General features: G+C 34.7%; 13 protein-coding genes and 1 riboswitch. Of the genes, 4 read left to right on the top strand and 9 right to left on the bottom strand.

What is annotated here, in order from left to right:
• Positions 1 to 27: 27 nt before the first annotated feature.
• Genes KQI88_RS01535 through KQI88_RS01525 form a run of 3 tightly spaced genes read right to left on the bottom strand, consistent with a single transcriptional unit; the run spans position 28 to position 1,790 of the window.
• A complete protein-coding gene (locus KQI88_RS01535; protein WP_216414600.1) occupies positions 28 to 942 on the bottom strand; it encodes a sensor histidine kinase in 915 nt (304 codons plus the stop codon).
• Positions 935 to 1,606, bottom strand: a complete 672-nt coding sequence (locus tag KQI88_RS01530) for a response regulator transcription factor (protein ID WP_330656068.1) — start codon at positions 1,604 to 1,606, stop codon at positions 935 to 937. The genes KQI88_RS01535 and KQI88_RS01530 overlap by 8 nt, the downstream gene beginning before the upstream one ends.
• A 46-nt stretch (positions 1,607 to 1,652) precedes the next feature.
• Complete coding sequence (locus KQI88_RS01525; RefSeq protein WP_216414599.1) at positions 1,653 to 1,790, bottom strand: hypothetical protein; 138 nt, start codon at positions 1,788 to 1,790, stop codon at positions 1,653 to 1,655.
• Positions 1,791 to 2,013: 223 nt separating this feature from the next.
• A riboswitch (Lysine riboswitch) is annotated at positions 2,014 to 2,196 on the top strand.
• Between the two features lie 245 nt (positions 2,197 to 2,441).
• Here KQI88_RS01525 and KQI88_RS01520 point away from each other — a divergent pair.
• Both KQI88_RS01520 and KQI88_RS01515 read left to right on the top strand, forming a co-directional pair.
• Entirely contained in the window at positions 2,442 to 3,815 is a 1,374-nt protein-coding gene (locus KQI88_RS01520; protein WP_216414598.1) for an APC family permease, read from the top strand.
• Positions 3,816 to 3,836: 21 nt separating this feature from the next.
• Positions 3,837 to 5,435 (top strand): amidohydrolase, encoded by a 1,599-nt coding sequence (locus tag KQI88_RS01515; RefSeq protein ID WP_216414597.1) that lies wholly within the window; start codon positions 3,837 to 3,839, stop codon positions 5,433 to 5,435.
• Between the two features lie 105 nt (positions 5,436 to 5,540).
• Here the strand turns inward: KQI88_RS01515 and KQI88_RS01510 are convergent, their stop codons facing one another.
• The 4 genes from KQI88_RS01510 to KQI88_RS01495 form a co-directional block, all read right to left on the bottom strand.
• Positions 5,541 to 6,008 (bottom strand): acyl-CoA thioesterase, encoded by a 468-nt coding sequence (locus KQI88_RS01510; protein ID WP_216414596.1) that lies wholly within the window; start codon positions 6,006 to 6,008, stop codon positions 5,541 to 5,543.
• 138 nt (positions 6,009 to 6,146) lie between these two features.
• On the bottom strand, positions 6,147 to 6,905 hold the full coding sequence (locus KQI88_RS01505) for a YfjL-like protein (RefSeq protein ID WP_216414595.1): 759 nt from the start codon (positions 6,903 to 6,905) through the stop codon (positions 6,147 to 6,149).
• Positions 6,902 to 7,438 carry a zf-HC2 domain-containing protein gene (locus KQI88_RS01500; protein ID WP_216414594.1) on the bottom strand — a complete coding sequence of 179 codons (537 nt, stop codon included), beginning with the start codon at positions 7,436 to 7,438 and terminating at the stop codon, positions 6,902 to 6,904. Before KQI88_RS01500 ends, KQI88_RS01505 begins: the two co-directional genes overlap by 4 nt.
• Positions 7,435 to 7,923 carry an RNA polymerase sigma factor gene (locus tag KQI88_RS01495; protein WP_216414593.1) on the bottom strand — a complete coding sequence of 163 codons (489 nt, stop codon included), beginning with the start codon at positions 7,921 to 7,923 and terminating at the stop codon, positions 7,435 to 7,437. The genes KQI88_RS01500 and KQI88_RS01495 overlap by 4 nt, the downstream gene beginning before the upstream one ends.
• A 532-nt stretch (positions 7,924 to 8,455) precedes the next feature.
• Between KQI88_RS01495 and KQI88_RS01490 the strand changes: the two genes are divergently transcribed.
• Positions 8,456 to 10,282, top strand: coding sequence for an FAD-dependent oxidoreductase (locus KQI88_RS01490; RefSeq protein ID WP_216414592.1), 1,827 nt, complete (start codon positions 8,456 to 8,458; stop codon positions 10,280 to 10,282).
• A gap of 114 nt (positions 10,283 to 10,396) precedes the next feature.
• A complete protein-coding gene (locus KQI88_RS01485) occupies positions 10,397 to 10,966 on the top strand; it encodes a TetR/AcrR family transcriptional regulator (RefSeq protein WP_216414591.1) in 570 nt (189 codons plus the stop codon).
• 475 nt (positions 10,967 to 11,441) lie between these two features.
• On the opposite strand, the gene KQI88_RS01480 is transcribed toward KQI88_RS01485, so the two are convergent.
• Together KQI88_RS01480 and KQI88_RS01475 are read right to left on the bottom strand one after the other, a co-directional pair.
• Complete coding sequence (locus tag KQI88_RS01480) at positions 11,442 to 12,806, bottom strand: DUF6179 domain-containing protein (RefSeq protein ID WP_216414590.1); 1,365 nt, start codon at positions 12,804 to 12,806, stop codon at positions 11,442 to 11,444.
• Complete coding sequence (locus KQI88_RS01475) at positions 12,793 to 13,284, bottom strand: DUF6323 family protein (protein ID WP_216414589.1); 492 nt, start codon at positions 13,282 to 13,284, stop codon at positions 12,793 to 12,795. The genes KQI88_RS01480 and KQI88_RS01475 overlap by 14 nt, the downstream gene beginning before the upstream one ends.
• Positions 13,285 to 13,366: the final 82 nt, after the last annotated feature.

The following is a 13,366-nucleotide window of genomic DNA, read 5'->3' as shown; positions in this document are numbered from 1 at the left end:
AATATAACAGTTTTGAAAGATTTGCTTTTATTTTGGCAGGAATACGGAAAAAGTGGAACCTTTTCCTATAGTAGAAGATACTTTAATGTACCCTCCTTGGGCAGTAATAATTTCTCGTGCAAGGAATAAACCAATACCTACACCCTCATATTGGTTTACCTCTATAGAACGATAAAAGCGCTTAAAGATAGAAGTAATATCCTGCTCCGCAATACCAATGCCGCTGTCTACAATATCAATTCTACAAAACATCTCATAGGAAATGCATGCAACAGAAATATTCCCTCCATTTGGTGTATACTTTACTGCATTATCTAAAATATTATACAGAGCTTCCTCTGTCCATTTTTTATCGAAAACAGCAAAAGAATCCTCACATGTTATTTGAACTGTAATATTCTTTTCCTCTGCTTTTTTCTTTACTTCATTACAAACAGAAGAGAGCAGATCTAAAACAGAATCAGATTTTGGTACAACGGAAATAATACCTGTTTCTAGTCTTGAAGTTTTCACCAAAGCCTGTATGAGAAAATTGAGCTTTTCTGATTGTCCTGTAATCTGATTTATAATATCGTGACACTCATTTGGAATCTTTTCCTGTTCTATTAATAGCTGTGAATAGAGAAGGATATTAGCAATAGGTGTTTTCGTTTGGTGAGAAATATCAGAAATTAATGCTTTAATTCTCCCCTTCTCCGCTACGAGATTATTCTCAGAGGATAGGGAGATGCTTAAAAAGCGGTTTAATTTTGCTTCCAATGCGGATAGACTCGATTCATCATAGGTAGATTCAGAAAAACTACCATTTATTGCATCCTCTAACATATGGTTTAGCTTGTTAATAGTACTTTTCATTTTATATTGATATATAAAAACAAAAACTATAGCAATAATAATAGAAATTATAGCGCACGCAATAAAGATGGCATCTATTTTATCCATGCTTATCTACCACCCATGTATATCCTATTCCATAGACTGTTTGTATATACTGTGGTTTTACAGGGTTATCTTCCAATTTATCTCTCAAACGCTTTACCGTAACTGACAGAGCATTTTCATCAACATATTCTGCATCATCTGTCCAGATTTTATCTATTAAGCTAGAACGTGTAAGGACAGTGCCTCGATTTTTTATCAGAACTTTAAGCAATTTTTGTTCTGTCTTGCTTAACTCAATTTTATCATTACCCTTATAGAAACTCATAGAATCAAAGTCGAAAACAAAATGTCCAATTATTATTTTATCATCGCTACTTATTCGTTTAGTACGGCGTAGCAATACGGATACTCTTGCACGCAGTATCATTAGGCTAAATGGTTTAGTAATATAGTCATCTGCACCAAGCTCTAAGCCAGTTACTACATCAATTTCCATATCATTGGCAGTTAGAAAAATAATTGGCGTAGAAGAGTATTGCCTTATTTTTTTACAAAGATCAAAACCATTTCCATCAGGTAAATTTACATCTAATATAATTAAATCAAATTCTGTTTCTGATAAATATTTCTCTGCCTCTTTAAATGTAAAGCTTTGTGTAAAGTCATAGTTTTCTTGTTTTAGGCTCAAAACAATACCATTATTTAAGGCCACATCATCTTCAATAACTAAAATCTTATTGATTTTGATACCCCCTCTAGCATCTAAAAATTTATTTTAACTTAAATCTACAATAAGAAATATTGGCTATATTGCCATTTGCAATAATATTATCTTTAAATATATTTGAAATCTGCCTTACATATTCTGCTATCACTTCAATATTATCCTCATCTCTAATATAAATCAAGAATTAATCTCCGCAAAATCTTGATATAAAAAGTTTTTCATTGGATAGCCCTTCAGCTATTTTGTCAATAGTTTTAGCTACTTTATCTGCCTCTGCAGCAGTTTGTTGAATCGAAAATTCCTCTTATCTACTATTTAAAAGAAATTTTCGTTAAGTTGACAAAGTATAAATACCATGCTATTATGATGAAAATCAACAATTTCATAAAAATCCTCATCCTTACGGGTGAGGTAGAGGCGCGGTTGCTAATAGTAACTATATCGAGGTCGAAAACCTATGACATATAGCGAAAGGAGCCATCGCCGAAGCATCAGATCTCAAAATCTGATGCTGGGTCTGTATCAAATAGGTACAGGACTGTCATCATTGTATTTGCTCAATACTTTGATGTTGTGCTATCTCACACTGAGCCAGAAAGGAGAGAGGAATGTCTTTAGCTTTGCTATACGCATATAAGCACCTGACAAGCCTGTTAGGTGTTTTTTTTGTATAAGAAAGTAAAAAAACTCTTACTATTGAGGGTTTTTGAAGAAATAGAATGTTAGTAATATTTTAAGCACTTGAAATTTAAAAGCTTAAGCTTTTAAATTGAGTGCACTATGAGTAGATACGATAGCATTAGACGAATTTTTTTTATATAGGAGGATATATATGACTGATAACTTGAGTGAAGTGAATAAAACAACGGATTCCGGTTTTAAAAAAGAAATTAGTTTATTTGGTGGGGTCAGCATTTTAGGGGGTATCATGGTAGGGTCAGGAATTTTTTATCTAGGATCATATGTATTAATGAGAACTGGAATGAGTCTTGGCTTAGCTTTATTGAGTTGGATTTTAGGTGGCTTAGTTTCCTTACTAGGCGGAATTTGTTATGCAGAACTAGGTGCTTCAGATCCTCGTGCTGGTGGTTTGACTGTATATTTAAGTAATGCCTATTCACCTATCGTTGGTTTTCTAGCTGGGTTTAATAATTGGCTAATCGCTGGTCCTGGGTCTATTGCTGCCATAGCAATTGCCTTACCAAGTGCTTTAACTGTTATAATGCCAATGGGAGAATGGACAATTAAAATCTTTGCCATAGTATTAATCATAGGATTAACTATTGTCAATTATTTTGGTGTTAAATTTGGATCTAGACTGCAAAATCTATCTATGATTGCAAAACTAATCCCTATTGGAATCATAATGATTTTGGGTCTTTTATTTGGAAAAGTATCTCCAGATTTAAGTTTAGCTCCGAAGACAGTTGATGTAAGTTTTGGCTCAATTATTAGTATGATAGCTTTTGCAGTGGTTGCAAGTTTATGGGCATATGAAGGATGGACTAATTTAAATACTGTAGCTGAAGAAGTAAAGAATCCTAAGAAAAATCTACCTCTTGCTATTGTTATTTCTATTGTTTCAATAACAATACTATATACATTATTTAATTATTCTATATATAAGGTTATACCTTTTACTGAAATTGAAAGTCTAATAGCAAATAATGAGTATTATTTAGGAACCTATGCAGCAGAAAAGCTAATGGGGAAGACTGGTAGTATTTTAGTTGTAATAGGTATGGTATTAGCTATGTTTGGAGCTTTAAATGGCTGTATACTAGCCTTCCCAAGAATGTATTATGCAATGAGTCAAGAGGGGCATTTCTTTAAAAGCTTTAAAAAACTGCATCCTAAATATAAAGTACCTTATGCGCCATTAATTGTACAATGTATAATATCTATAATGTTAGTGCTATTAAGAAACTTAAATCAACTAACTTCTTTAGTTATATTCTCAGGAATGATGTTTAACACTTTGGGTGTATATGCAGTTATGATTTACAGAAGAAAATACCCTACTATAGAAAGACCTTATAAAGTAATTGGTTATCCTATTACAGTAATATTAACAACTTTTATATTTGTAGGATTAATGATTAATACATTTATTGAAGATCCTCAAACCTCGATTATTGGTTTAGCTGTACCAGCTGTTGGTATATTATTTTACTTTTATTTTAATAGAAAAAATAAGGCTGCATAAAAAATATAAGGAGATGATCTTTTGAAAACGATTTTAAAAAATGGCAATATTTATGTTGAAAAAAATAATTTTCAAGAAGCAATCCTAATTGAGGATGGAGTTATTAGACAGGTTGGCACAAATGAAGATATGCTAAAAAATGATGCTGATAATATTATAGACCTTCAAGGAAAAACTGTTTTACCAGGTTTTAATGACAGCCACCTACATATTTCATGGGTAGGAGATGCTATGAATTCATGTAATTTAACATCAGCTAAATCAATTGATGAAGTTATTCAACTGGGTAAAATATTCATTGAAAAAAACAAGGATCTAGCTGTATTAAGTGGTCGTGGGTGGAATCAAGATTATTTCACTTCTGGTGAAAAACGTCTAATAAACCGGTTTGACTTAGATAAAATATCTACAGAAATTCCAATTGTCTTTGATAGAGTATGTGGACATGTTTCAGTAGGAAATACTAAGGCTTTAGAAATACTAGGTGTAGATGAAAATACTGTTATAGACGGTGGAGTATTAGAACTTGGAAGCGATGGGAAACTAAATGGTATATTTAATGAAAATGCGGTCAGTTTAATCCACTCACTTATCCCAGAAAAAAGTGATAATAACATAGAGAAAGAATTTCTAAAAGCTGCAAATTATGCTTTAAGTGTTGGAATAACCTCTATTCAATCATGTGATATTATGAGTAGTGATTTTAAGAGCATGTTCAATATTATTCATAATATTTGCGACAATAAGAAATTGAAATTAAGATATTCTCACCAATTCAATTTTCAAGATATAAATGATTTTAAAGCTTACCTTGAAACGGAATATAAGACAGGACAATATGATGAGAAATTCTTGTCAAAAGGTGCATTAAAGTTATTTAAAGATGGTTCTTTAGGGGCTAGGACCGCTTTAATGTTAAAAGATTATGAAGATGCCCCTGGCACTAAAGGTGTAGCAGCATTAAGCGATGAACAGCTACAAGATTTATGTGATTTAGCTACAAAGAACGGAATTAGAGTAATAACTCACGCAATTGGTGACGGTGCTATAGAAAGTGTAATAAATGCCTATGAAAAAACTATGAAGAATGGAAAAAATCCTCTTCGTCATGGGATTGTTCATTGTCAAATCACAAGTACGGAACAATTAAATAGAATTGCTAAATTGAATATTCCTGTTATGTACCAACCTATTTTCTTAGACTACGATATTAAAATTGTAGAAGAGCGTGTTGGAAAAGAGTTATCAAGTACATCTTATGCGTTTAATACCCTATATAAACTAGGGGCCCCAATAAGCTTAGGTACAGATGCTCCAGTAGAAGACTGTAATCCATTCCCGAATATTTACTGTGCAGTAACAAGACTAGGAATAGATGGCAAGCCAGTAGGTGGCTTTTATCCAAATGAAAAGATGGGGCTTGAAGACGCTATTGATGCCTACACAATTGGTAGTGCTTTTAATGAATTTAAAGAAGATTTTAAAGGAAGATTAAAACCAGGTTATGTAGCCGATTTAATTGTATTGGATATGGATATATTCACTATAGACGAATTAAAAATCAAAGATATTAAAGTTGAAAAGACAATGATAGATGGAGAATTCGTATATCAAAAATAGAATTAAAAATTAAACAAGAGTGTTAGATTCTAATAAAAATATCCTAGTAAGTAATTTACTTACTAGGATATTTTTATTAGAATTGAGGCTGAACATTCTATTATATTAACTTCGTTTTTGTTTATAAGTTAAATAACGTTTCTTTCCTTCTTCAAATAGCTTATATTCTTCATCGTTAGTAATTTCTAGAGGAGGTACAGATATAGAGTTCCCATTCTTGTCCATTGCTACCATAGTAAAAAAACCAGTTAATGCTACTTTAGCGGATTCTGTTTTAGTTATATCTTCAACTAAAACCTCTACAAATACTTCCATAGAACTGTTGCCAACAAAACTTAATTTTGCATTACATGTTACTAAATTACCAATATATATAGGATAATGAAATTCTAATTCGTCTACCCTCGCAGTTACAACATTTGCACGAGCGTGTCTAACGGCTACTATTCCAGCAACATTATCCATTAACTTCATAATTTCTCCACCATGGACATTCCCTACTGGATTCGCTTGTTCTGGTTGCATTAAGCTACCTATACTTGTCTTTGATTCTTCAACAGTTTTAGCTTTCATAGTATATTGTTATTCCTCCATGTATAATGTTTCTATCTATAATTTCCTAAACACTAGTAATATTTTAATTATGTCAAGAGCTGCAAAACAAGTCAATTGCAAATTTAACTTATGTGCTATTTTTTCATAAAATCATCCTCATTTAGTAAAAACCCGAATGCCGTTTATGTTATCATTACTTTGAGCCTTTTCAAGTAGATTTGTAAGCTCACCACTTTCAATATCAGCAGGAGTTACTTCGTTTATCATTACAAGTGTATCATTATTTTCAGCGTATAAGTCATATTTGTTAAAATTACAACCATTGTGTACAAATGCCTTATGTGCATCAGTTAAAACCTGTGCGATTCCTTCTAATGAGTTATCTGTTAAGTCAAGTCGGATTATAACCTCTGAATTAAGAGGTAATGTTTTATCAAATTTCATATCAAGTTCTAAAATATCATTAATCTTTTCATATTCAGCCTTATTAAAAACCACCATTGTAGTATTATTTTCATACCCTAGCTCTTCAGCTATAATCTTTTTCGCAACAGCCGAATATTCATCTGATAGCCTTTCTAGTGTATTAAACATTCCTAAAACATAACTTTCATAATCATCCCTCTCTACCTTTCCATCACGATAATAAATTGCAAATTGGGTATCAATACTTGTCTTAGATTTAGCCCTTGCCATATAGGATTCAAATTTAAAGTTATAGCTTACTTTTTCTATTTTAAGGTCCAAATAGGAATAGTTTTGATTCACATATTGTTTTATAGCCTTATTTGCCATCATTGCTGATATTGGATTGCCAACAAAAGCATTCGTAACAAAAAGTATACCAACTATAAGCACTACTGCCACTGCACCTGCAAGCACTTTTAATGTTAACTTTTTTGTATTTTTTATCATTTGCACCCTTCTTTCTTAAATGCAAATTTTAGAAGCATTGCAATAATTACACCTAGGCAGACTAACATAGTATATATTATGCTATAATATAATCCGCTATATAGAGCAATCCAGTTAAATCCACCTGCCACTATACCCATTATAGTTTGCCATAAATAGGTGAGTATGAAAATTGAAAGAGGAGTCAAGTACCATTTTCTCTTAAGTACAGTAAAACCTATGCCTCCAATAAGAGGCATAATTATAAAGTTATAAAACATGCCCATAGAATTTGAGAGCGCAACGCCAATAATAGCACCTGCGGCAAGAATAGTAAGTTGTGTTATAAAAATACTGCGTTTTATAGCAGAAATTATCTTTTCATCTTTTATTACTGGCTGTTCTATATTAGTAGATTCAAAAATTTCAAATTCAGTTTTACAGCTCTCACAGCTTTTAATATGTTCATTAACTATTATAGTGCTGTCATCACTTGCAACACCATCTTTTACAAGCGGTATTAAATCAAGTATTACATCGCAAGATATATTCAACTTAGTCCCTCCTTTTCCAAGATGGCTTTGATCCATTTTTTTACACGAAAATCAATAACCCTTGCCGAGCTTTCTGATATATTTACCTCCTGTGCAATTTCACCAAAGCTATAACCCTCTACCCGCATATTTACTATTTTTTGAGTACGATCATCTTTTTCTAATAATAGATTTTTGATTCTTATTGCTGTTTCTTTTGTAATTAGTCTTTCTGCTATACTATCTGATACATACAATTCTAAAAGGTCATTATATTCAACCGTATGCTTTTCTTTTCTAATTTTTTGTAACCATAAATTTCTAGCTATAGAGAACAACCATGTTTTCACTGAAGATTGTCCTTTAAAACTTTCGATAGACCTAATTGCATTTACAAAGGTGTCTGACAGTAAGTCTTCGGAAAGGGTCTGATTATGAGTTAAAGAAAGCAGATAATTATAAATATCCTGTTTGTAAAGTATATATAAGTTTTCTATTTGCTTCACTAAAATCCCCCTTTCATATAATTAGTCACATTTTTCGTTAAAATGTTACATAAATTAAAAAGTAATTTAACATTTTTTATAGAATCTACTATAATATACAGATAGTCGTCTACATTATTTAACTTCAATTTGTGTATACTTATATATTCAATATCTTTAGTATAATACTTTTTTATTTTAAAATCTCATCTTTCAAATAAAACATTGTACTTAAATTAACAAATATTTTAGTATAATATTCTCTCAAACTCTTTAGTCTAATGTAAAATAGAATACAATTTGATTTTTTACTTAAGATATTAATGTCAATATTATTTTACTTTTTTCCATATTCAGTTGAAATAGACTAGTCTAAGCAACCAATTCCAGGATCAAATTAACTTAAAAAAATATTTGACTACCCCCACAAACACAAAATTATATAAGTCAAACCTTTCTTCAACTTATATCATTGACAAATAAAAAACACATGCTATACTAACAGTAGACCGGTCGTCTAGTTTATCGAAATATACATAAGGAGGAACAAAAAGTGAAACAAAATAAAGTGATTAGCATACTATTAGCGCTGACACTGCTGCTCAGTGCATGTAGCGCAAAGGCTCCCAGCAATACAGAGGCTGCGGTCGACTTAACCCCAGGAACCTATGAAGGCACTGCCGACGGTTTTGGCGGGACTCTCAAGGTTGCTGTGACGGTTGATACTGATAAAATCACAGCTATCGACGTATTGGAACAGACGGAAACACCTGCACTTGGAGGTGCGGCAATCACCCAGCTCTCTGCGGCAATTCTTGACAAGCAGTCCCTTGCGGTAGATGCAGTGAGCGGATGTACTGTCACAAGCAACGCTTTTATTGAAGCAGTAAAAGGTGCTCTCAGCCAATCTGGTGCTGACATGGACGCAATGATGCGACCTGTAGAAGTGTCAAACGAAACCAAGGATACTGTTTCCCTATCCACACAGGTGGTTGTTGTGGGAGCTGGCGGATCAGGTCTTGCAGCAGCTGTTTCTGCGGCACAGGGCGGTGCTGAGGTGCTGGTGCTCGAGAAAATGGCATTTGCAGGGGGCGCAACAGCAATGGCAGGCGGTGGCACAAATGCAACCGGCTCCGAGAGGCAGAAGTCTGTCGGCATTGAGGACAAGCCAGAATGGCTGTTTATGGATTTGATGCTCAACGGTCATTTCAGCAATGATCCTAATACTGTATGGCTATATGCCAACACTGTAGGCAAGGCGTTTGACTGGCTTGTTGCTGAAGATGGTGCAGGAATCGCCTATAAAGACCAAGTCCCATCACCTTCGGCGGAGCATCGTGTTGGACGTACATTTTCTCCTGAGGGCGCAGGTTCAGGCGTTGTTTCTTCACTGCTCGCAAAAGCTGAATCTTTGGGTGTAAAGATAATGTACAATACTCCTGCAAAGGAGCTTATTGCCAAGGACGGCAAGGTTACAGGAGTAAAAGCTCTTTCAACTGACGGAGTACCTTATGAAATCACCGCTGATGCCGTGATTCTTGCTTCGGGCGGCTATGGGGCAAATGAAAAACGCCTTAACGATTCCGTTCGCTCCCTTGCCTATGCAGGTGCAGTTTCTGCAACAGGCGACGGCCTTGAAATGGCCCTAGCTGTTGGAGCTGATTCCCTAAACCTTGACAAGATTAACATTCAGCCACATAGCATCGTATTACCAGATGGACGAGGACAGCACACATTCCAGGGCTGCCTTGCTATGTACGGTGGCACAGGCTCAATCTTGGTATCAGAAAAAGGTGTGCGATTTGTCAACGAGCGAGGAAGTGCCGATTCCATCAAAACGGCTATGGAAAATAATAAGCATTCCTATCTTGTAATGGATTCTGCATCATTTGAAACCTATGCAAAGACATGTATCGCTTCTAAAAACTACACACAGGAACAGCTTGACACATGGCTTGCGGCAAATGGTACAATGACTCCTGTTTTTGCAAAAGCTGATTCACTTGAGGAGCTTGCCGGCATCGTATCTATGCCAGGCGATGCACTTGCTGCAAGTGTTGCGAAATATAATGACTCTGTAGAAAAGGGTGTTGACGAGGAGTATGGTCGTAAGGTTTCTGCGCCTATGGCAAAAGAAGGTCCCTACTATCTTGTAGAAATGAATCTACGCTACTACGCATCCCTTGGCGGCTTACGCATTAACGATAAGATGCAGGTGGTTTCAACAACAGGCGATGCACTTGATGGATTATACGCTGCGGGTGAAATTGTCGGCGGTCTGTGCGGTGATATTTACGCACCAGGCGCACTGTTCGGATGGGCAATGACCAGCGGCTATAATGCAGGAACATCTGTTGCAACGACTCTTAATAATAAATAATCATTAATTAAAGACTACTCAGAATTATTTCAGAGTAGTCTTTACACTTTATATTGACAAACCCGTGTTTGTCTTCTATACTTAGGAGTAAAAAGCATAGGAGGAGTGATGATTATGGGAAAGAGCAACGATAAGCGAGAACTTATTCTGAAAAATTCCGCGCGTATTTTTTCGCATAAGGGCTATTTTGGAACGGGAGTAAATGAAATTCTAACCGCATGCAATATTCCCAAGGGGTCTTTCTATCATTATTTTCCGGGCGGGAAAGAGCAATTGGCAGTTGAGGTGCTTCGCTTTGCCTACGAGGAAATGGTAGAGGGCATTAAGACGAATATTTTTTCGGTATCGGATAATGCTGTCGATGTTTTTTCTTATATGCTTGATCATCTGAGCATGATATTTAGCAAGCGTCATATATTTGAGTCGCTGGTCATTACCTTCATGGGTCTAGAATCTGTTTATATCAGCGAAGAATTATCAAGGGAGTCAACCCGTGTTTATGAGGAGTGGCAGGAGCTATACCGTCTTAAGCTAATTGATTGCGGATATAGTGAGGAAGACGCAGCCGGCTATAGCCTGACGCTTTTTACGCTGGTGCACGGTTCATTAATTTCCTGCTGGATAAAACAAAACACAGAGGATTTACAACGCATGAAGCAGCAGCTTCCCTTCTTATTGCCCTAAATATTAATTGATAATATATGCAGCTCCGTGTGGTCAATCATCGAGGAGAATTTTTGTTGCTATGGTGTGATGATATCCCTCACATCGGCAACATTACTTGCCTGTGTACGAATACAAACACTTCCCCAAAAGTCCTCCTCTCGCATTGGTGGCAATTTCAGACAAAGTTTCTTCTATAACTAATTTACCTCCTAATACCTTACATCACACCTTAATTGATAGAAGTATTTTACAAGTTCGCTTTCATTTACACTAAAAATTTCTGATAAAACTCTCTTTTACCCTTGTCATCTATAAAAACACCAAAATTAAGGGGTCAAAAATAGCCATTTTTTTCGCCCGATTTTTAGCTCATTTTTTGCCCATTAGATTGGTATTCATTTGAAATTTATCCGCAATCTTCATAAACGATAACGGTAGACTGTGTTAAATCTTGTATATGTGTTTTATGCTTTATATAAATAAGCAAAAAATATCAATCGCAAATAAGATGATTTACCATATCAAAAATCTGTTCTTGCCTGTCTGCTGCAAGTTGATCAATATAGCTTTTTAAGTATAACCGTAATGCCTGTTCTGTTTCTGATAAATCTACAGCTTGAATATCCGATTTGAACGGGTGTCTTCTAATCATTGCAGCAATCTCAATATCTCCGAGAGTACCAAAAATTGAAGTAATTTCTGCTTCACTCAACTGTGCATCAAGCAGTACGTCTTCAAGGTCATCAAAGGATTTTACTTTTTCATTTATAAGCGCAAGCTTATCATGTGAATATCGGCATATGAACAATTCTTCAATTAACTTTCTGTAATCTTCATCACCCATCTTCACACCAGATAAAAAGTGGATTTTGGGTTTCAAATCTGGATTAATCGGAGATACAAACACTTTGCTAAGAGTATTTGTCTTAACTGCATAAACAATAGTAGATGTGATCTTCGGCAAACTTTTTTCAATATATCTTCGAAGTGAAAGACCTGTAATATTCAACTCTTCAAACATTTTTTCAGTTGCCTTGCGGATCTTCAAAGCAAGTGTATAATCATCATATTTCGACAATTCATTATGCAGGCGTTGAATATCTTTTCCTGAAATATTCAATTTCACAACGTTGCGATTTGCAAGCAAACACCCCAACGCTGCTATCAATACTTGCTCAAAGATATTAATCAATAAATCCTTATACCCCTCGTCATATCCGCAAAGCAGATGATGAATATCCTCTGCATCGAAATTCCTACAAAATTCATTTTCAAGGCATAAGTTCTCAAGATATTTTTGAATAAATTCGACTCCTGCCAAATCAGTAACAGGATTACATAGCTGATAATCTATGGATGCAGGGGACTCATGAGCTTCATAATCTAGGTCGTATGATTTAAAGAAAATTCCGATACCTTTTTCGTTGAGTGTTGCGTTATAGGTGTAATTCAAGGTGATCAGTTTATTTTTTTGAACTAGCTTATAGATATGTTTTGCGGTATGAAATTTGGTATTAATTAATTCTCTACCTTTTTTATACATTTCGGAAATCATTGTGGTTTTAAGTTCATTGACTGCACAATCTACATCAAGTAACGATTTTAAATATAGTCCTATTGTGTAAAGGTTGGATTTCATAATGTTTTCGGCAGTCTCCACTCTTATCGAACTACTTTCACCGTCATTATATCTTTCACTTTTATATGCTAAAAACTTAATGCATTGCAACTGAATATTTTCCACATCAGAATCATATAAAAGTCCACATGCATATGCTTCCTTCAGAATTGAAGTAAAATAGGATTCACCGCTCAAATTATTACTATCAATGATATGTCGCTTTTCAATATTCGCCATCTTCATCCTCCTCGTCATACGCCGTATCCTCCGAATAATCTGGAGCGTATCCATATCTTAAATTACGAGCCATATTAGCGAGCTCTCGTCCCGAAAGCAATTCGAGTGACCCCTGACATTTGCCATCAAAGCTATTCTTCATGAACTTTATCAGATCATCATCACTCATCAAATCAAGGGTTTCATTTTTGTAAAAATAAAACATTTCAATAAGCTCGTGAAGTGTTTCAGCATAGTTGTTCATCGAAATATAAGGAGAGTCACAAAATTCCTTGATTATCTTATCGATGGCACCACCCCCAAATTCGATTCGCCCGTTGATTTTCAATGCGAGAGTGCGTGTTTCAACCAGTTCAATGGCATCGAAGTGGGATAGAGTTAATCCAAATTTAACTGTAAAGTCATTACACTTTTCAATTTCCTCCACCGCTTGTTTTTGTATCAGCGATGAAGATATACTCATAATTTCAAATGACAATAGTGGTCACCTCCTTATAAATAACAAACAAATTTTAAAAAACTTTTCAAAAATCTCTTGACATACCAATCGAGTCATGTTA

Source organism: Alkaliphilus flagellatus, assembly GCF_018919215.1.
Lineage (GTDB): Bacteria > Bacillota > Clostridia > Peptostreptococcales > Natronincolaceae > Alkaliphilus_B > Alkaliphilus_B flagellatus.
Note: the sequence above shows the minus strand (reverse complement) of the source record. Positions and strands in the feature narration are given on the sequence as shown.

Bases quoted from the DNA above. Each gene is read 5' to 3' on its own strand.
- KQI88_RS01535 (WP_216414600.1), bottom strand. From the start codon at position 942: ATGGATAAAATAGATGCCATCTTTATTGCGTGCGCTATAATTTCTATT.
- KQI88_RS01480 (WP_216414590.1), bottom strand. From the start codon at position 12,806: ATGGCGAATATTGAAAAGCGACATATCATTGATAGTAATAATTTGAGC.
- KQI88_RS01485 (WP_216414591.1), top strand. From the start codon at position 10,397: ATGGGAAAGAGCAACGATAAGCGAGAACTTATTCTGAAAAATTCCGCG.
- KQI88_RS01510 (WP_216414596.1), bottom strand. From the start codon at position 6,008: ATGAAAGCTAAAACTGTTGAAGAATCAAAGACAAGTATAGGTAGCTTA.
- KQI88_RS01505 (WP_216414595.1), bottom strand. From the start codon at position 6,905: ATGATAAAAAATACAAAAAAGTTAACATTAAAAGTGCTTGCAGGTGCA.
- KQI88_RS01520 (WP_216414598.1), top strand. From the start codon at position 2,442: ATGACTGATAACTTGAGTGAAGTGAATAAAACAACGGATTCCGGTTTT.